14 protein-coding genes are annotated in these 19,052 nt (G+C 67.7%); 9 read left to right on the forward strand and 5 right to left on the reverse strand.

Annotation, left to right across the window (positions count from 1 at the left end; translation table 11 throughout):
* Window positions 1-74: 74 nt before the first annotated feature.
* Together VHO04_RS01725 and VHO04_RS01730 are read right to left on the reverse strand one after the other, a co-directional pair.
* The gene (locus VHO04_RS01725; protein ID WP_329626750.1) at window positions 75-2,153 is read right to left on the reverse strand and encodes a hydantoinase/oxoprolinase family protein; all 2,079 of its coding nucleotides are present in this window, start codon (window positions 2,151-2,153) and stop codon (window positions 75-77) included.
* Entirely contained in the window at window positions 2,143-3,738 is a 1,596-nt protein-coding gene (locus VHO04_RS01730) for a CHASE domain-containing protein (RefSeq protein ID WP_329626751.1), read from the reverse strand. The genes VHO04_RS01725 and VHO04_RS01730 overlap by 11 nt, the downstream gene beginning before the upstream one ends.
* Window positions 3,739-3,913: 175 nt before the next feature.
* Between VHO04_RS01730 and VHO04_RS01735 the strand changes: the two genes are divergently transcribed.
* From VHO04_RS01735 to VHO04_RS01760, 6 genes are all read left to right on the forward strand, one after another.
* Window positions 3,914-4,564, forward strand: coding sequence for a glutathione S-transferase family protein (locus VHO04_RS01735; protein WP_329626752.1), 651 nt, complete (start codon window positions 3,914-3,916; stop codon window positions 4,562-4,564).
* A 364-nt stretch (window positions 4,565-4,928) separates the two neighbouring features.
* Complete coding sequence (locus tag VHO04_RS01740; RefSeq protein ID WP_329626753.1) at window positions 4,929-5,306, forward strand: BlaI/MecI/CopY family transcriptional regulator; 378 nt, start codon at window positions 4,929-4,931, stop codon at window positions 5,304-5,306.
* Entirely contained in the window at window positions 5,306-6,988 is a 1,683-nt protein-coding gene (locus VHO04_RS01745; protein ID WP_329626754.1) for a M56 family metallopeptidase, read from the forward strand. Before VHO04_RS01740 ends, VHO04_RS01745 begins: the two co-directional genes overlap by 1 nt.
* 110 nt (window positions 6,989-7,098) lie before the next feature.
* The gene (locus VHO04_RS01750) at window positions 7,099-7,830 is read left to right on the forward strand and encodes a hypothetical protein (protein ID WP_329626755.1); all 732 of its coding nucleotides are present in this window, start codon (window positions 7,099-7,101) and stop codon (window positions 7,828-7,830) included.
* Window positions 7,827-9,926, forward strand: a complete 2,100-nt coding sequence (locus VHO04_RS01755; RefSeq protein ID WP_329626756.1) for a TonB-dependent receptor plug domain-containing protein — start codon at window positions 7,827-7,829, stop codon at window positions 9,924-9,926. Before VHO04_RS01750 ends, VHO04_RS01755 begins: the two co-directional genes overlap by 4 nt.
* Before the next feature lie 245 nt (window positions 9,927-10,171).
* A complete protein-coding gene (locus VHO04_RS01760; RefSeq protein WP_329626757.1) occupies window positions 10,172-10,483 on the forward strand; it encodes a reverse transcriptase-like protein in 312 nt (103 codons plus the stop codon).
* A gap of 7 nt (window positions 10,484-10,490) precedes the next feature.
* Here VHO04_RS01760 and VHO04_RS01765 read toward each other — a convergent pair whose 3' ends face one another.
* Both VHO04_RS01765 and VHO04_RS01770 read right to left on the reverse strand, forming a co-directional pair.
* Window positions 10,491-11,516 carry an adenosine deaminase gene (locus VHO04_RS01765; protein WP_329626758.1) on the reverse strand — a complete coding sequence of 342 codons (1,026 nt, stop codon included), beginning with the start codon at window positions 11,514-11,516 and terminating at the stop codon, window positions 10,491-10,493.
* Complete coding sequence (locus VHO04_RS01770) at window positions 11,509-12,084, reverse strand: phosphoribosyltransferase (RefSeq protein WP_329626759.1); 576 nt, start codon at window positions 12,082-12,084, stop codon at window positions 11,509-11,511. The genes VHO04_RS01765 and VHO04_RS01770 overlap by 8 nt, the downstream gene beginning before the upstream one ends.
* 74 nt (window positions 12,085-12,158) lie before the next feature.
* Here VHO04_RS01770 and VHO04_RS01775 point away from each other — a divergent pair, with 74 nt between their 5' ends.
* Both VHO04_RS01775 and VHO04_RS01780 read left to right on the forward strand, forming a co-directional pair.
* A complete protein-coding gene (locus tag VHO04_RS01775; protein WP_414713069.1) occupies window positions 12,159-12,599 on the forward strand; it encodes a DUF983 domain-containing protein in 441 nt (146 codons plus the stop codon).
* A complete protein-coding gene (locus VHO04_RS01780; RefSeq protein WP_329626761.1) occupies window positions 12,592-13,932 on the forward strand; it encodes a PLP-dependent aminotransferase family protein in 1,341 nt (446 codons plus the stop codon). The genes VHO04_RS01775 and VHO04_RS01780 overlap by 8 nt, the downstream gene beginning before the upstream one ends.
* Window positions 13,933-14,181: 249 nt before the next feature.
* On the opposite strand, the gene VHO04_RS01785 is transcribed toward VHO04_RS01780, so the two are convergent.
* Entirely contained in the window at window positions 14,182-15,150 is a 969-nt protein-coding gene (locus VHO04_RS01785) for a helix-turn-helix transcriptional regulator (RefSeq protein WP_329626762.1), read from the reverse strand.
* Between the two features lie 187 nt (window positions 15,151-15,337).
* Here VHO04_RS01785 and VHO04_RS01790 point away from each other — a divergent pair, with 187 nt between their 5' ends.
* Window positions 15,338-18,973 carry a hypothetical protein gene (locus VHO04_RS01790; protein WP_329626763.1) on the forward strand — a complete coding sequence of 1,212 codons (3,636 nt, stop codon included), beginning with the start codon at window positions 15,338-15,340 and terminating at the stop codon, window positions 18,971-18,973.
* The last annotated feature ends 79 nt before the right edge of the window (window positions 18,974-19,052 follow it).

A 19,052-nucleotide genomic window follows, 5' to 3' on the forward strand; every position in this document is an offset into this window, starting at 1 on the left:
CCGGAGGGGATTATGAATCCGGGGAACCTCATTCCCGATGCTTAAAGCGGCTGCATCCTATAAGCCCCTCCCCTTCAGGGGAGGGGTTGGGGGTGGGGTCTCGAAACCTTGCGCAAGGCCGATGGACCCCACCCCAACCCCTCCCCTTCAGGGGAGGGGCTTTTTGAGAGCCGCAATGTCCCTTCCCGCTCGACCGTCGCGGTCCAGCCGGGTTCGACCACGGTGGTCGAGAGCGGGTCGACGATGATCGCTGGCCCCGTGACGCTGCGGCCGGGGGCGAGGGCGCTGCGCTGGTGGAGCGGGGCGTCGCGCGCGGCACCGGCGAGCCAGGCGGTGGCGATTTCGGCAGCGGTCCCGGCTGTCGCGGCGGGAGGCGGCAGCGCCGGTGGGGCGTCGCCCGCTTCGGTCAGTTCGACGCGGATGCGGTCGATCACCAGATCGGCGTGCGGGGCGTAGCCGAAGCGTTGGCGGAAGGCGGCGGCGAAAGCCGGCGCGACCTCCTGCGGCGGCGCGAGCGGGAGTTCGATCGCATTGTCGCTGTCGGCGAGGCGGACGAAGAGCAGGGTTTCGCGGGTCGTTTCGGCATCGCGCGCGAGGTCGGTGCGGGCCTGGGCGGACAGGTCGGCTTCGGCGGCGGCGAGCGTTGCGGCACATTCTTCGCCGAGTGGCAGCGCGAGGGTGCGCTCGCGGATCGCCGACGGCCTCGCGAGCCCCATACCATAGGCGGACAGCACCCCGGCGAGCGGGTGGAGCAGGATCTCGTCGATGCCGAGCGCGTCGGCGACGAGGCAGACATGCTGGCCCGCAGCGCCGCCGAAACCGACGAGGCTGTAGCCCTGCGTCACGTCGTGGCCGCGCGCGATGGTGATGCGCTTGATCGCGTTCGCCATCTGCTGGACCGCGATTCCGAGCAGGCCCTCGGCGAGAGCTTCGGGGGTAATGCCCCCGACCTCGGCGGCCATGGCGGCGAATTTCTCCGCGACCACCGCGCCGTCGAGCGGCTGGTCGCCGTTCGGGCCGAAGAGTTTCGGGAAATGATCGGGCTGGATCTTGCCGAGCAGGACGTTGCAGTCGGTGACGGTCAGCGGGCCGCCGCGGCCATAGGCGGCGGGGCCGGGGTTGGCGCCGGCGCTTTCGGGGCCGACGGTGAGGCGCGCGCCGTCCCAGCGGCAGATCGAGCCGCCGCCCGCCGCGACGGTGTGGATGCGCAGCATCGGCGCGCGGATGCGGGTGCCCGCGACGATGGTCTCGTTGTCGCGCTCCAGCCGCCCGGCATAATGGCTGACATCGGTCGAGGTGCCGCCCATGTCGAAGCCGATCAGGCGGGTCTTGCCCAAAGGCGCGGCGCTGCCGACCATGCCGACGATGCCGCCCGCGGGGCCCGAGAGAATCGCGTCGCGGCCGTGGAAGGCGGCGGCGGAGGCGAGGCCGCCGGAGCTTTTCATGAATTGCGGGTCGGTGCCGCCCGCAAGCTGGGCGCAGAATTGATCGACATAGTGGCGCAGGACGGGCGAGAGATAGGCGTCGGCGAGCGTCGTGTCACCGCGGCCGATCAGCTTGATCAGCGCGCTGACGTCGTGGCTGGTCGAGATTTGTGCGAAGCCGAGTTCGCGCGCGATCGCGGCGAGGCGCTGTTCATGGGCCGGATAGCGATAGCCGTGCATGAGGACGATCGCGACGCTGGAAAGGCCGCGGTCGCGCGCGGCTTGCAGCGACCGGCGCGCGGCCTCCTCGTCGAGCGGGGTGAGGATATGCCCTTCCGGGCTGACGCGCTCGGCGATTTCGGCGACCATCGCGTGCGGCGGCGGAATGCGGTGCAGCGCGCGCGCGAAGAGGTCGGGACGGTCCTGATAGCCGATCGTCAGCGCATCGCCGAAACCGCGCGTGATCGCGAGCAGGGTCGGTTCGCCCTTGCGTTCGAGGAGCGCGTTGGTCGCGACGGTCGATCCCATGCGGATCGCGAGCGGCGGCAGCGGGCCTTTGCCCGCGCCGGTGAGGTCGCGGATTGCATTCACGGCGGCGTCGCCAGCGCGCGCGGGGTCTTCGGAGAGATATTTGGCGGTGATGACTTTACCGTCGGGGCGCCGGGCGACGACGTCGGTGAAGGTGCCGCCGCGGTCGATCCAGATGTGCCAGCGCGCGTCAGGCGGCATGGGCGGGCCAGCGCAGGGTGATGGACAGGCGGTGGTCGGCGGCGGCGCGGGTCCAGCTTCCCTTGAGCTGGCGTTCGATCAGGGTGCGGATGAACCGGGTGCCGAAGCTCTCGCTTTCGATATGCGGGGTTTCGGCGAGCCCGGTTTCGACCCAGCTGAGTTCGATCGCGTCGCCGTCCCGCCGCCAGTCGACCGCGAGGTCGCCGGTGCCCGACAGCGCGCCATATTTGACGCTGTTGGTGACGAATTCGTGGATGGCGAGCGAGATCGCTTGCGCGCTTTCGTCGTCGAGCCGCACGTCGGGGCCGTCCAGCGCGGCGATGCGCTCGGCGGGCCAGCCCGCGACCTCGAGCTCGCGGCGGACGATGCGGCCGAGCTCGACGCTGCTCACCGCGCCGGTGACGATCATCTGCTTGGTTTCCGACAGCGCGCGCATCCGGCCGTCGAAGCGCGTCTCGAAATCCTCCAGGCTCGTCGATTCGCGCAGCGTGATCCGCGCGAGCGCGCTGATGCGGGCGAGGGCGTTCTTCATCCGGTGCGCCATTTCGCCGATCATCAGCTCGCGATCCTCGGCGTGGCGCGCCTGCTGCTCGGCGAGCGCCTGCGCCGCGCCGACGCGGCGCTGCTGGACGCGGTGGAGCTGGGTTGCGAGCAGCGCCAGCGCGAGCCCGAACAGGAAGATGCCGAAGGGGCGGCCGAGCCGTTCGAACTGGCGGCCGTAGGAGATGCGCATCGTCCATACTCGGTCGGCGACGCGCAGTTTTTCGGTGTGCGTGTCCCAGCCCATCGTGCCGTGGCGAAAGGCGAGCGGCGCGGAAGGGCCGTCGCCCGCGAAGATTTCGACGCCGCGGATCGTGGCGAGCTGCGATCCGAGGACCGCGGTGAACAGGTCGGTGGTGCGGAAGGGGGCGTAGACGAAGGCCTCGATCGGCCGTTCGGTCGATCCCGCCACCGGCGGCGCCCCGGCGGCATAGATCGGAAGATAGACGAGGAAGCCGGACTGTTTTTGCGCCGCCCCGTTTTCCTGCTGTAGCCGCACAAGGCCGCTCGCGGCGGGGACGCCGGTCTGCCACGCGCGGCGCATCGCCTCGCGCCGGACCGGCTCGCTGTACATGTCGTATCCGAGCGCGTTCTTGCGGCGCGGATTATAGGGTTCGATGAGGACGATGGGGAAGCCGACCGGCTGGCTGGTCGCGGGCCAGACCTTGATCTCGCGTCCATAATTTTCGCGTAGCATCGCCTCGGCCGCCGCCGGCGTGCCTTGCCGGATCGCGACGGCGATGCCGATCCCTTCCATGCCGGGCGCGCGCTCCTCGGGCCGCAGGGCGGCGATATAGGCGCGGATGCTCGGCCCATGGGTGGCGGGCGCCGACTGATAGAGGGCGCGCACCCCCTGAAGCACCGCGACATGATCGCGCAGCCGCATGTTGACCTGCATCGCGACGCGATCGGCGAGGTCGGCATCCTCGGCCTGATTGTACAGAAAGCTGGCGGCCGCGGCGACGAGCGTCGCGAGCAGGATGACGAGGCCGACGAAGCGGACGAGCAGCGCCACAAGCCGATCTGCCCAGGTCGAAGGGCGCATTTTTGCGAATCCTGCCTGATGGCTGCCGTGGCAGCGTCCCCCCTCCGGCGGCGACCTTATTCACGGAGCGCGGACGATGGCAAGATGATTTCGCGGCCAATCCGGCGATGGCAGCCGTTGCGCCGAAGCGGCTTTCGCTTATGCTCCGGCCGGAGCGCGAAAGAGAGGGAATTGCATGATCATCTATGGTTCGATCGTATCGCCGTTCGTCCGCAAATTGCTGGGCTATCTCGGCGAGAAGGGGATCGATTTCGAACTGCAGGGCGTGGGGATCGGTGATCCCGATCCGGGATTTCGCGCGGCGTCGCCGCTCGGCAAGATGCCCGCGATGGACGACGACGGCTTTCTCCTCGCCGATTCGAGCGCGATCATCCATTATCTGGAAGCTAGGCATCCCGAACCGCCGCTGATCCCCGCCGACCCCCGGGAGCGCGGGCGCGTGATCTGGTGGGACGAGTTCGGCGATACGGTGTTCGCGGCGTGCGGCGGCAAGATGTTCTTCAATCGCATCGTCTCGCCGAAATTCCTCGGCCGCGAGGGCGACCTCGCCGCGGCGGCAGAGGCCGAGACCGAAGAGCTGCCGAAGTTGCTCGCCTATCTGGAGAGCGCGATCCCGGCCTCGGGCTATCTTGTCGGCGACCGCTTCACCCTCGCCGACCTGGCGGCCGTCTCGCCGCTCGTGAATCTGCGGCATTGCGGGTCGTGCATCGACGCGGCGATGCATCCGCGGATCGCGGCGTGGAGCGAGGCGATCCTGTCGCGGCCGAGCCTGGCGCCGTGGATCGCGAAGGAAGAGCGGATGATAGCGAAGGTGCTGGCGGCCTGAGAGGGGGATTTACGGCCGATTGCGGACCAATTTTTCATCGTCATCCCGGACTTGATCCGGGATTCATTCATTCAGCGCTGAGAGAATGGATCCCGGATCAAGTCCGGGATGACGAAGGGAGGGGGGCGCGTAGCGGGGCTCACAATTTCGTCATTCCCGCGAAAGCGGGAACCCAGAGCGTGCGTCAGCTGACCCCACACTGGGTTCCCGCTTTCGCGGGAATGACGAAGAGGGGAGTGTCCGCTCCGCACTCCCAAAAGCAGGCGCTGCTCCGCGCCCCCGTGTATTATCCGAATAAATCTCTTGCCAATCATGCGCTACAAATGTAGCACGCTACAAATGTAGCGCATGAGGTGATTCGGAAATGCTGTCGAGCCTGCCCCCGCGAGAACGCGAGATCGTCGATATTCTCTATGAACGCGGCGCCTCCACGGTGACCGAAATCGGCGAGGCGCTGAGCGACGATCTGTCGGGATCAGCGATCCGCGCGATGCTGAAGCGGCTCGAGGCGAAGGGCTTCGTGGCGCGCGCGGCGTCCGAGCGCGGTTTCGTTTATGCGCCGAGCGTGTCCGACAAGACCGCGCGCAGGTCGGCGCTGAGCCAGGTCGTGCGCGTCTTTTTCAACGGATCGGCGACGAGCGCCGCCGCGGCGCTGCTCGGGATGCAGGACGGAATGAAGGCTTCGGAGCTCGATGAGCTTGAAAAGATGATCGCGAAAGCGCGTGAAGGGAGAGAGCAGTGATGATCACCACCGCCATGCTGCTGGGCCTTGCCTGGAAATCCGCCGCAGTCGCGGGACTGACCCTGATCCTGCTGCGGCTCGCGCGGTCGCGGTCGTCGGGCGAGCGGTCGCTGATCGCGCACGCCGGAATCGTCGCGCTGCTCGCGCTTCCCGCCGCGATGCTGCTCTTGCCCGCATGGGCGCCGCTTCCCGAAAGCTGGACCGCCGCACCGGTTGCCGCTGCGCCCGCCGCGCCCGCTTCGGCGGCCCCCCTGCCCGCGGCCGCCCCCGCCGCTTCGGCCACGGCCGACACGGCGAGTTTTGCGCTGCCGGAGGTCGGCGATCTTGCACCGTTTCTCTATGCGATCCCATTGGCATTGCTGTGTGGAATGATGCTGCTTGCGGTGGTGCGGCTGTTCGCGATGCGCGGCCGGGCCGAAGTGCTGACCGAGGGGTCGTGGCTGTCGGCGCTCGCCGAGGCGCAGCGGCGCATGGGGTTCAAGCACGGCACCGCGCTGCTCGTCAGCCGCGAATTGCGCTCGCCGATCAGTTGGGGCGTGCTGCGCCCGACGATCGTGCTGAGCCCGGTGACGGTCGATGCGGTCGATGAGGCCGAGGCGATCATCGCGCACGAACTGGCGCATGTCGCGCGGCTCGACTGGGCGAAACTGCTCGGCGCGCGCGCCGTCTGCGCCCTTTTCTGGTTCAATCCGCTGGTTTGGATGCTGGCGCGCGAAAGCCATCAGTTGCGTGAAGAAGCCGCCGACGATGCGGTGCTGATGGCCGATATCGACGGCCCCGATTATGCGAGCCTGCTTGTCGGCGCCGCGCGCCACGACAATCAGGGCGCGCTGCTCGCCGCGCACGGGGTCGCGCCGGGCAAGGGCAGCCTCAAGCGCCGGATCACCCGCGTGCTCGACGGCAGCCTGAAGCGCGGCCCCGCGAGCGTGAGCTGGATGCTGATGAGTCTGGTGCTGCTCGCGGGCGTCACCGCGCCGCTCGCCGCCTTTTCGGCGACTGCGGAATCGAACGCCGATCTCGACAGGGCGGCAAAGGACTCCCCGGTTCCTTTCGCCGCCGCCGCCCCGGCCGCGCCGCAGTCCACCGCGGCCGCGGGCGGAAACCAGGGCGGGGAGGCGGCGCCTGCCGCCGCGGCGCCGAAGCCGCTCACCGCCGACCAGCTCGTCGGGATGCGCGCGGTCGGCGTGACCCCCGAATATGTTGCCAAGATGCGCGAGCATGGTGGTTCGATGGACCCCGACGATATCATCGCGGCGAAAGCGGTGGGGGTCGACCCCGCCTATATCCGGGCGATGCGCGGCGTCTTTCCTGGCGCCTCCATGGACGATCTGATCGGGGCTTCGGCGCTGCATATCGAACCCGGCTATGCCCGCGAGATGAAGGGCGAGTTCGGCAGCCTGTCGATCGATGACCTGACCGCGCTGCGCGCGATGGGGGTCACCGGCGACTATATCCGCAAGATGCGCGGTGCGGGCTACGCGCTGAAAAGCCCCGACGACGCGGTCGAGCTGCGCGCGACCGGAATGACGCGGGGGGTGATGCGGAAATCGACGAGCCGCCGGGACGAGCGGGCGACGGTCGATATCAGCCGCGGCGTGATCGAAGCGCGCGGCGCCGATGGCCGCGTCGCACGGGTCGAATTCCCCGCGCCGCCCGAGCCCCCGGCCGCACCCGAGAACTGACGCCCGGACGTTCGTCCAACCACAGCTTCTGTTGATCGAACCCCGCTTTTGAAACGCCGCCGCCGCGGCGAGCGATGGCGCTCGCCTGGCGTGTGGAGGGAGGACATGCCATGAAAACCCTTATTCTTGCCGCTGGAACCGCCTTGTTGTCGGTTCTTGCGCAGGCCGCGCCGAACGCTGCCGCCGATCCGCTGATCGTCGATCCTATCGATTGGAAGGTCGCGCCTTCGGCCGGTGCCGAGCCGCATCTGCGGATCAGCCACGCATCGTCGAGCAGCGATGTGTCGCTGAACGGCCGCGCCGAGTTTCGGGCGGCGCGCGATGCGCTGCAAGGCGGCGCGGGGCCGGTATCCTTCACCGTGGCGCACGCGGCCGGGACGCTCGCTTGCTCGGGCCGATTGACGGGCGCTTTCGCGGGCGCGGGGCATTGCCGTTTTTCCGCCGATCCGCGCTTTGAGGCCGGACTCGCGGCGCGGGGACTGGCGCCCGACGACCGCGGTGAGCTGATCGCGATGCTGCTCGTCGATGCGACGCTCGACCTGGCCGACGGACTGACCCGCGAAGGCGTGAGGCCCAAGGATAGCGGCGACCTGATCGCCGCCGCGGCGCTCGACGTCACCCCCGCCTATGTCCACGAATTGAAGTCCGATGCGATGGTGCTGGTCGATGTCGGCGATGCGATCGCGTGCAAGGCGCTCGATATCGACGGCCCCTATGTGCGGGGCCTCGCCGTGGCGGGCTATCGGGGCCTGGCTGCCGACGACGTCATAGCGATGAAGGCGTTGGACGTGTCGTCCGACTATGCGCGGGCGATGAACCGGGCGCGGGGGAGCGGCCAGTGAAATTTGCCGTCAGCCTTGCGGCGGTCGCCGCCGTCCTTTCCGCCGTGCCCGCCGCGGCGCAGGAGGCGCCGCCGACCGGCGACACGCCGCCGCCCGCGTCGACCGACATCGCCGCGAGTGCGAACAGCGCGGCGCGGCAGGTCTTCACGCCCGCCGATTTCGCGCGCTATGCGCCGAAGAATGCCTATGACATGCTGGCGCAGGTTCCGGGCTTTTCGATCCGCGACAATGAGAATCTGCGCGGGCTGGGGCAGGCGACGGGCAATGTGCTGTTCAACGGCGAGCGGCCGTCGAACAAGGCCGACGACATGTATACCCAGCTTTCGCGCATTCCTGCGGGCAATGTCGAGCGGATCGAGATCGTCGACGGCGCGACGCTCGATATTCCGGGGTTGTCGGGACAGGTCGCGAACATCGTCTATCGCGCCGACAGTTTCTCGGGCCAGTTTTCGTGGAAGCCCGAATTCCGGGCGCATTACACCGATCCGCTGCTGACCCGCGCTGACGTGTCGGTGCGCGGGCGGACGGGCGAGATCGAATATGAGGCGGCGCTGAGTAACGACGATTCGGCGCGCAGCGGCGCCGGCGGCCCGACGCTGATCTATGATGGCACGGGCAGCATCATCGAGCGGCGCAAGGATATCTGGAATACCCATTATGACACGCCGAAGCTGTCGGGGCGCCTGACCTGGGACCCGCCGGGGGACAGTGTCGCCAATCTCGGCGGCCATATTCAGCGCAAATATGACCGTTATTACGAGGATGGCGTGCGCACCGGCCCCGGCCAGCCCGACCGGCTCCGCACAGTGTATGAAAATGCCGATAGCTGGAATTACGAGCTCGGCGGCGATTATCAATTCGGCGTCGGCCCGGGCAAACTCAAGCTGATCGGGCTTCGCCGGTTCAGCCACGAACCCTATTCGCAGGAGATCGTCACCACCCCCGACGATGGGACGCCCGCGACCGGCGACCGCTTCGCGCAGACCGGCAATCTGGGCGAGACGATCGCGCGCGGCGAATATCAGTGGAAGATGTTCGGCGGCGACTGGCAGCTTTCGGGCGAGGGGGCGTTCAACACGTTGGGCAATGTCGCGTCGATCGCGACGCTCGATCCCTCGGGTGCGTGGATCGACCAGCCGTTCGACGGCGGGACCGGCGGGGTCAGCGAGGATCGCTACGAAGGACTGCTGAGTTTCGGGCGCAAGCTCACCGGCAGTTTCAGTTTTCAGCTGATCGCGGGCGCCGAGCATTCGACGATCACGCAGACCGGACTGAACGGCCTGACGCGCAGCTTTTTCCGGCCGAAAGGGTCGCTGACGCTCGCCTGGGCGCCGTCGGCCGATTTTGATGCATCGCTCAAGATCCGGCGGCGGGTGCTGCAGCTCAGCTTCTATGATTTCCTCGCGCGCGCCTTCCTCAACGACGGCAACGAGAATCAGAGCAACAACGATCTGCGGCCGCAGCAGGACTGGAGTTACGAACTCGAGATCAACAAGAAGTTGGGGGCGTGGGGATCGACCAAGCTCTATTTCGTCTATCGCGACGTCGAGGATCGCGTCGACGTGATTCCGATCGGGCTGGATGGCGAGGCGGTCGGCAATATCGCCAAGGCCAAGGCCGGCGCGGTCGAATGGACCTCGACGATCAACTTCGATCCGGCGGGGTTGAAGGGGGTCAAGCTCGACACCAGTCTGCTGTTCCAGACATCGACGCTGCGCGATCCCTTCACCGGCGAGAAAAGGCAATGGAGCGGGTTCACCGATACGGCGCTGAGCGCCGACCTGCGCCACGACATTCCGGGTAGCGACTGGGCGTGGGGCGGCCATGTCGAATATTCGCACGTTCAGCCCAATTATCGCCGCAACCAGACCGACAAGGTGTGGGAGGGACCGATCTGGGCGTCGGTGTTCGTCGAGCACAAGAATGTGATGGGGCTGACCGTGCGTGCGTCGATCAACAATATCACCAACGCCCGCTCGCGGCGCGACCGGACGGTCTATGAGGGCCTGCGCGGGGCGAGCGAGATCGCTTTCGTCGAGGAGCGCGACCGGCTGATCGGTCCGATCTTCGCCTTTTCGGTGCGCGGGAAATTCTGATTGTTGAATCCTCCCTGTGCCATGGGCATGGGGAGGTGGCAGCGCGAAGCGCTGTCGGAGGGGCCTTGGCGACGTCGCTGCCCATCCACCACCCTTCGGGCGGTCCCCCTCCCCACGGCTACGCCCTAGGGGGGAGCGTTCCGGATCGCTATGCTTCGCGCTATATCCGTGGAATGATCGCGCGGCGGACCAAAATCTATTTCGATGGCGGCTGTCGGCCCAACCCGGGGCCGATGGAGGTCGCCGTGGTAACCGGCGGAGTCGCGACAATCGAGCGCGACATCGGCGTCGGGAGCAGCCTCGACGCCGAGTGGCTGGCCCTGATCGCGGCGCTGCAGTTGGCGCGGGTACGGGAGCTGAAGGATTTCGTGCTGCTGGGTGATGCTGCCGGGGTGATCGCGCAGGCGACGGGTAGGGCGCAGGCGCGTGGCGCGGCGGCGGCGCATCTGGCGGTGTTTCGCGCGCTGGCGGGCGAGGGGCAGGCGCCGCTTATCCGGCATATCGGCCGCGCGCAGAATCTGGCGGGGATCGCGCTGGCGAAGCTGCACCCGCGATAGCGAAGGATCAGGCGTAGGCGTCGATCGCGGCGAGGTGTTTTGCTTTCTCGGTGTCGCTCAGGAAGGAACCGGTGAAGCTGTTGCGTGCCAGTGTCACGAGGTCGGCCTTCGACAGGTCGAGCGCTTCGGCGACCGCTTGATAATTCGCGTTCACATAGCCGCCGAAATAGCTGGGGTCGTCGCTGTTCACCGTTGCGGCCAGCCCGGCGTCGAGCATCGTCTTCAGCGGATGTGCGGCGAGATCATCGACGACGCAGAGCTTGAGGTTCGAGAGCGGGCAGACGGTCAGCGTCATGCCTTCGCTCGCGAGGAGCGCGATGAGCGCATCGTCCTCGAGGCTGCGGTTGCCGTGGTCGATGCGGTCGACCTTGAGGAGGTCGAGGGCTTCGCGGACATAGGCGGGCGGGCCTTCTTCGCCGGCGTGGGCGACGAGCTTCAGCCCCAGGTCGCGGGCGCGGGCGAAGACGCGTTCGAATTTCGATGGGGGGTGGCCGACCTCGGAGGAGTCGAGGCCGACGCCCGCGATGCGGTCCAGAAACGGCAGCGCTTCGTCGAGCGTCGCTTCGGCCTCGGCCTCGCTGAGGTGACGGAGGAAGCAGAGGATCAGCTTCGAGGTCAGCCTATGCTCCGCGCGTGCTGCGTCGAGCGCACGGGTGATGCCGGCGATGACGGTCTCGAAGGCGACGCCGCGCGTCGTGTGACCCTGCGGGTCGAAGAAGATCTCGACATGACGGACGCCGTCGGCGCGGGCGCGGGCGAGATAGGCGGCGGTGAGGTCGTGGAAATCCTGCTCGGTTCGGAGGACGCCCATTCCCTGATAATAGATATCGAGGAAGTCCTGGAGGTTCGAGAAGGCGTAAGCGGCGCGCACCTCCTCGACCGAAGCGAAGGGGATGGCAACGCCATTGCGCTGCGCGAGGTCGAACATCAGTTCGGGTTCAAGCGAGCCTTCGATATGGAGATGAAGCTCGGCCTTGGGCAAGCCGGCGATGAAGGCGGCGCGCTCAGCGGCGGATGCGAAACCCTCAGTCATGCGATGCGTCCTCCTCGCGCAGGATGATCGCCGCCTCGGGCTTGTGGCGGCGGATTTCCTCGACCGTCAGCCCGTCGATCTCGTGCGGGAAGATCAGCCAGCGGTCGGTTTCGTAGACGAAGAAATCGGGCCGGAGGTCGGTGACGTTGCGGCCGGGCTTGAACCAGACCGTCGCGATGCGGATGTCGCGCGGCATATTGTGGCGGCAGCGCGCGCGAAGCTCGGCGATGAAGGCGCGGATGCTGCGCCCCGAATCGAAGACGTCGTCGATGATCAGCAGTCGATCTTCGGGGTTCAGCGTGTCGATCAGATAGCCGAGCGCGAAGACGCGCACGTGCGGATCCTGATCGTCGATGCCTTTGTACGAGGAGGTGCGGATCGCGATATGGTCGCAGTGGTGGCCGTGATAGTCGAGCAGCTCCTGCACCGCGATCCCCACCGGCGCGCCGCCACGCCAGATGCCGACGAGATGCGTCGGTTTGAACCCGCTGTCGATGACCTTCATGCCGAGCCGTAGCGAGTCGGCGAGAAGATCGTTCGCGCTGATGTAGATTTTATCGTCGCTCATGCGCGGGAAATAATCCGCCCCTCGACATTTGTCATGCTCGGTATTATGTATGGTATTGTGTATGGATATGGACGATGGCAATGAGCGAACTCGAGGGCCGCGACAAGTGGATGTGGATTTACAGGATGGGATTGCACGGCCTGTGTCCGCGTTGCGGCGAGGGCCGGATGTTCCGGCGCTGGCTGAAGGTGCAGGAGCGTTGCCCGCAATGCGGGCTCGATTATGATTTCGCCGCGCCCGACGACGGGCCGGCTTTCTTCTCGCTCTGCTTCATCGCCTTTCCGCTGCTGTTCCTCGTCGTCTGGTTCGAGGTCGCGCTGAATCCGCCGTGGTGGATGCACCTGATCGTCTCGGTGCCGTTGATGATCATTCCTTGCCTTGCGGCGCTGCAGCCGATCAAGGGTTGGCTGGTCGCGTCGCAATATGTGAACCGCGCGCAGGAAGCGGGCACCGACGCGCTGTGGGCGAAGCTCCATGCGCGCGCCAAGGGGGAGAGCGTAGAGGGCGATGGCTGACGGCTGGGTTCCCGATCTCGACCGCAGCAGCGGCGCCAAATATGTCGCGATCGCCGAGGCGATTGCGAATGCGATCGAGACCGGTGTGCTCTGCGCGGGCGATCGGCTGCCGACGCAACGCGATCTCGCCGCGCGGCTCGGGATCGACCTGACCACCGTCACCAGGGCCTATGAGCAGGCGCGGAGGCGCGGGCTGATCGGCGCGCGCGGGCGTGCGGGAAGCTTCGTGCTGCCGCAGGATGCGATTGCTGCCGGACCGCCGCCGCGCGACACGGGGATGAACATGCCGCCCGAGGTCGCGGGCGGGTCGCTGCTCGCGGCGTGGGAGCGGACGTCGAGTGCGTTGCTGCGCGCGCCGGGCGCGGGCGGGCGGCTGCACTATACGCCCGCGGGCGGGCGCGAGGCCGACCGCGCGGCGGGCGCGGCACTTTTCGGGCGGCTGGGGCTGGCGAGCGAGCCCGATCAACTGGTGGTGACCGCAGGGGCGCAGAATGCGCTGCACGCGATCGTCGGCGCGACCTTGAAGGCGGGCGATGTCGTCGCGTGCGGGATGCATGTCTATCCGGGCTTCTTGGCGATTGCGAAGAAGGCGGGGTTGCGGTTGGCGCCGCTGGCGCGGATCGATGCCGACGCGCTGGAGGCGCTCTGCCGGCGCGAGACGATCGCGGCGCTTTATATCGTGCCGACCAACGACAATCCGACCACCGTCACGCTGGATGCCGACGAGCGCGCGGCGCTCGCCGCGGCGGCGCGGCGGCACGGGGTGCGGCTGATCGAGGACGACGCCTATGGACAGCTTGCCGAGGCAGTGATCGCGCCGCTGTCGAGCTTTGCGCCCGAACGCGGCTGGTATGTCGCCAGCGCATCGAAGATCATCTCCCCGGCGCTGCGCATTGCACATGTCCGTGCGCCGTCGGTCACCGACGCGCTGGCGGTCGCGGTCGAGGTGCATGGAAGCGACGTCATGCCACCGCCACTCAATGCTGCGCTGATGACGCGCTGGCTGGAGGACGGGAGTTATGACCGGCTGATCGCCGAGACGCGCGCCGAAGCGGTGGCGCGGCAGGCGATCGCCGTCGACCTGTTGCCTTCAGGGAGCTATGCCGCGCATCCGTGCGGCTATCATCTGTGGGTGCCGTTGCCGGGCGGAGCCGATCCGGCGCGGATCGGGGGCGCGCTGCGCGCTACCGGGATGATGGCCATCGCGGCGGATGATTTTGCCGTGGGCGCGGTAAAGGCACCCGCGCTGCGCGTGTCGCTGGGCGGTGCGATCGACCGCGCGGGATTGCGGCGCGGGCTGGCGGTGTTGGCGCGGGAGTTCGCGAAGGGCTAGGCGACGGAAAATGGTCTTGGGAGCGAACTCCCCTCTTCGTCATTTCTGTGAAAGCGAGACACCTATGTTATAACTCGCTCGATATCTTGATATGAGTGGAGGGTGGCGAGAAATGGGCGCTGTCTCGCTACCGTACCGTCTTACAGACCGGTCTCGGATCAGGCTTCGCCGGTGCGTTGCCGATATTCAGGAATCGGCGCCGATCGTGAGACCTTGTCGGCGGAATAGTCGCCGACTGCATTCGAATTTTCAGCTTACCATCATCCGCCAGTCGCGCGGCGTCATGCCGAAGCGGCGGCGGAACGCCTTGCCGAAGGCGGACAGATCGTCATAGCCGCAGCGCAGGGCGATATCGCCGATGCCGAGCCGGGGATCGCGCAGCAGCGCGCGGCCGTGATTGAGCCGGACGGCGCGCATATGCTCGGCGACCGACAGGCCGCGCTGGTCGAACAGCCGGTAGAGGCTGGCACGCGAGCAGCCGATCGCCCGCGCGATGGCTTCGGCCGTCAGCCCCGCATCGTCGCGCCGCGCATCGATCAGCCGGCAGGCGCTGGCGAATTGCGCTTCGCCGAGGCGCTTTCCGGCGTTCGGGGCGGCGGTGCCGAAGCCCTGGAGATAAGTGAGGGCGAGACCGCTGAGCAGCGTCATCGCCGCGGCCGCCGCCGCGGCGTCCATGCCGGGGCCGTGGCGCGCGAGCGCGCCGAGCTGATCCTTGAGCAGCCGGGCGAGCGGCGTATCGGGAAGGGCGCGCAGCGCGCCGGTCCCCGCGATCGGGTCGCCGCCCATCGCGCGATAGACCGCGGCGCGCGGCAGCGTGATGTGATAGGCGCGATAGCGGGCTTCGGAATGGGTCTGTGCCGCGCGGTGGCAATCGAGCAGTTGCAGCCCGCCGCCCGGGCCGAGCCACACGCGCTCGTCCTTTCCATGAGCGACCCCGAACTGGCCCTCCACGACGGCGCACAGCTGCATATGATCGACGCGGCCGTCGAAAAAGCGCGATGCGGTGGGCGCGCAGACCAGATCGGTGAAGGCGATGCCGTCGTCCCCGGCGCAGGCGAGCGCCGCGGCGCGATAGCCGCCTTCGCCGGTGGTGCGCCGCATTTCGATGTGCGGGAACAACGAATGCCAGAAATCGAAGCGTTCGCCGGCCCGCTCGGCTTCGGTCGTCACGCGCATGAAGCGCGTCCCGTGCCAATGCGGCCTGCTTTGCTGGTCCACCCCTTCCCTCCCCCCGGAGATCGCAGGGCCGGAAACCTAACGCCGTCCCGCCGCCGGTCAACCGAATCTGAGACGTTCGACCGAACAAAATGAAACAGCCTGCCTAACGGCCAAGGGAAACCCCATGTCATTCCCGCACCATTGCACCCGCGCGCCATTCGGCGCGGCGCGGACATGGGGGAAACCAATGACCATTCTGACCTTCGATAGCATCGAGAACCGGGTCGGCGCGACCGCGCCACGCCGCGGCAGGCGCGCCGCGCTCCTCCACACATGCGCCAGTGCCGGCCTCGTTCTCGGCTTCGCGGGCGCGCTCGGCATGCCCGCCACCGCGCACGCGCAATCCGGCTTGGCACTTAGCAAGGTGGTGCCCTCCGACGATCCTGTCCCCGTCGCGCTTTGCGAGGGTGGCTACATCGCGATCAACGGCCTTTGCCCGACGACGACACGCCCGCCGACGCCGCCGCCGGTGCTGACCAGCGTGGTGGTCGGGGACAATAATGAAGCGAGTGGCGAATACAGCACTGCGACCGGATCCGCCAACGCGGTGACCGGCGATAGCGGCACAGGGCTGGGCAACAGCAACAGCGTCGGCGGGGATTTCAGTAACGCGGTCGGCAACGCCAACACCATCACCGTCGAGCGCAGCAATGCGTTCGGATTCGGCAATGTGATCAACGACGACACGCTGACCAACGGCACCGGCTACGCCAATGCGTTCGGCAGCGAGAATCTCACCAGCGCAAAGGAAGCGAATGCATTCGGTCGATTAAATCTGGCGACCGCCTATCGTTCCTCGGCGTTCGGATTCGCCAACGAAGCCAGTGGCGCGCTGTCTAACGCCTTCGGTTGGGTGAACCTTGCCAGCGCAACCTTCGGCAATGCCTTCGGCGCCTGGAATGTCGCCTCGGGCGTGAGCAGTAACGCCTATGGGTATCAGAATTATGCGGTCGGGACGTACAGCAATGCCTTCGGCTACCATGTTTCCGCGCTCGGAGATTCCAGCAGCGCCTTCGGGTTTTGGGCCGAGGCTGGCGGTCGAGGCAGCCTTGCGCTCGGCGGATGGTACGACCGCAACGGCGATGGCGGCGCCACGGACAACCTCGGCCTGGAGGGCGACCTTCATGAACTAACCGTCGCATCGGGCATCAGCGCCGTAGCTATAGGTTCGGGCGTTCGCGCTTTCGGCGATTACAGCAGTGCCTTTGGCGTCAATGCCGTCTCCAATGCGGAAGGCTCCACGGCCATCGGCTTCGGTTCGGTCGGCGACCGCGACTATTCGGTGTCGGTCGGTTCGGCGAGTGCGCCGCGTCAGATCATCCACGTCGCCAATGGCACGCAGGCGAACGACGCCGTGAATCTGGGCCAGCTCAACGCGCTGTCCGATCAGCTCGCCGCGCTCAATGCGAGCGTTCCGGCGGGCACCGCGACGGGCGGCGATTCGGTGGCGATCGGCTCGCTTTCCCAGTCGGTGGGGCCGGCGACGCTGGCCGTCGGCCCATCGAGCGTCGCGAGCGCCGAAAGCGCCGTCGCGATCGGAAGCGAGGCGAATTCCTCGAAGGCCGGGGCGGTCGCGGTCGGCGCGGCGACCAAGGCCGAGGGCGACGGCGCGATCGCGATCGGCCGCAATGCGACGATCGGCCGCCGCACCGTCGTCGAACGGGGCCTGTTCGCGCTCGCCGCCGAAGACGGCGATGTCGATGGCGACGGGGCGATTGCGATCGGCGACGATTCGATCGCAAGCGCCGATGGCGCGATCGCGTTCGGACGCGTGGCGCAGGCGCGCGGCGAATCGTCGCTTGCGCTCGGCGATGGCGCGCTTGCCGAGTTCAACGGGGCGATCTCGCTCGGCCACCTCTCTCGCGCAATCGGGGGCATCGCGGTCGGCGACCGTGCCACGAGCGGCATCAATTCGAGCAATGGGGTGGCGATCGGGATACAGGCCGCGAGCGGCGGCTATGGCTCGATCGCGATCGGCGACTATGCCCGCACCGATGGCTATATCGTAAGCGATGGCGTGGTCACCGCTTACGGATTATTGGGCGCCAACAACACCGCGATCGGCGTCCGCAGCCAGGCGGGAGCGACCCAGTCGGCGACCCAATCCGACGCCGTGGCAATCGGCGCCGACAGCCAGGCCAATGCCAACCGAGCCTCCGCGCTTGGTACCGACACCCAAGCCAATTTCGACGATTCGGTGGCGCTGGGCCAAGGATCGGTGACGACCGCCGCGGATACGGTGTCGGTCGGCAACGCGGCGAAGACCCGCGTGATCACGCGGGTCGGCGACGGCGCGCTGACCGCGACGAGCAGCGATGCCGTGACCGGCGCCCAGCTATTTATGACCAACCAGGATCTTTTGGGGCTCGGCAAACGGGTCGGGTTCGTCGAGGGCGATATCGTCGACTTCGGCGGGCGTCTCGGCGTGGTCGAGGGCAATGTCACCGCGTTCGGCACACAGATCGGAACGATCGCGGGCGATGTCACGGCGCTCGGCGGGCGGGTCGGGACGCTCGAGAGCAATCTCGAGGCGCTTGGCACCCAGGTCGGAACGATCAGCGGCGATATCTCCGCGCTCGATGGGCGCCTCGGAACGGTTGAGGGCGATGTCGGAACGCTCGGTGGCCAGCTCGGAACACTTGCCGATAATGTTACCACGCTCGACGGGCGCGTCGGAACCGTCGAAGGCGATGTCACTGCGCTCGACGGACGCGTCGGGACGGTCGAGGGCAATATGGCCGCGCTCGGTGGACGCGTTGGCACCGTCGAGGGTCAAGTGACAGCGCTCGACGGACGCGTTGGCACCGTCGAGGGCCAAGTGACCGCGCTCGATGGACGCGTCGGCACCGTCGAAGGCCAAGTGACCGCGCTCGACGGGCGCGTCGAGGCGGTCGAAGATGATGTCTCGCAACTCGCGACGAGCACCGGCAAGGCGCAGGACACCGCCGACATGGCGCGCGCCGAAGCCGCGGCGGCGCGGGATACCGCCGACACCGCGCTCGCCAACGGCGCCTATTTCAGGGCCAACGGCACCGGTGCGGGGCCGCAGGCGACGGGCATCGACTCGATCGCCGTCGGCCCCGGCGCGATCGCCAGCGGCAGCCAGTCGGTTGCGATGGGCGCGAACGCCCGCGCGGTCGATGGACAGGCGGTGTCGATCGGTGCCGGCAATGTCGCGAGCGGGAACGGCGCAGTAGCGATCGGCGACCCGAATGTCGCGACCGGCACCGGCGCCGTCGCGCTCGGCGCCAACAACAGCGCGATCGGCACCGGTGCGGTGGCGCTCGGCAACGGCAGCAGCGCGACTGGCGACGGCGCGGTGGCGATCGGCGACGGGGCCGTTGCGGACCGCGCGAACCAGGTGGCGCTCGGCAATTCGGCGAGCACCTATACGCTCGCCGGGGTCGCCTCGTCCGACAGCAATGCGGCGCAGAGCGGCGCGCTGCATCTGCTGACGACCGATGCCGCGGGCAATATCGGCACCACGGCGCTCGACATCGCGGAACTGGGCGGGCTCGGGGGAAGGGTCGACCTGCTCGAGCAGCAGTCGGCTGCGCTCGATGCGCGGACGGTCGTGCTTGAACGGCATGCCCGCCAGGCGAACGGCGGAATCGCGACGGCGATGGCGATGGGCGGAACGATGATCGTCCCCGACAGCAATGTCTCCATCTCGTTCAATCTCGCGACCTACCGCGGCGAACAGGGCTTTTCGGGCGCTGCCGTGGTCCGCCTGACGCCCCGCGTCTATGTCAGCGGCGGCGTCGCAGGTTCGACCGTCAAAGGGTCGACGGGCGGCCGCGTCGGAGTGGCCTTTGGCTTTTAACCAATCCGTCAGTGCCCGCCCGGCGTGATAGGCCGTCAGTTGCCCGACCGTGATCGTGCTCGATCGCGGTCGGGCCGAT

It is taken from the genome of Sphingopyxis sp. (assembly GCF_036261875.1).
Classification (GTDB): domain Bacteria; phylum Pseudomonadota; class Alphaproteobacteria; order Sphingomonadales; family Sphingomonadaceae; genus Sphingopyxis.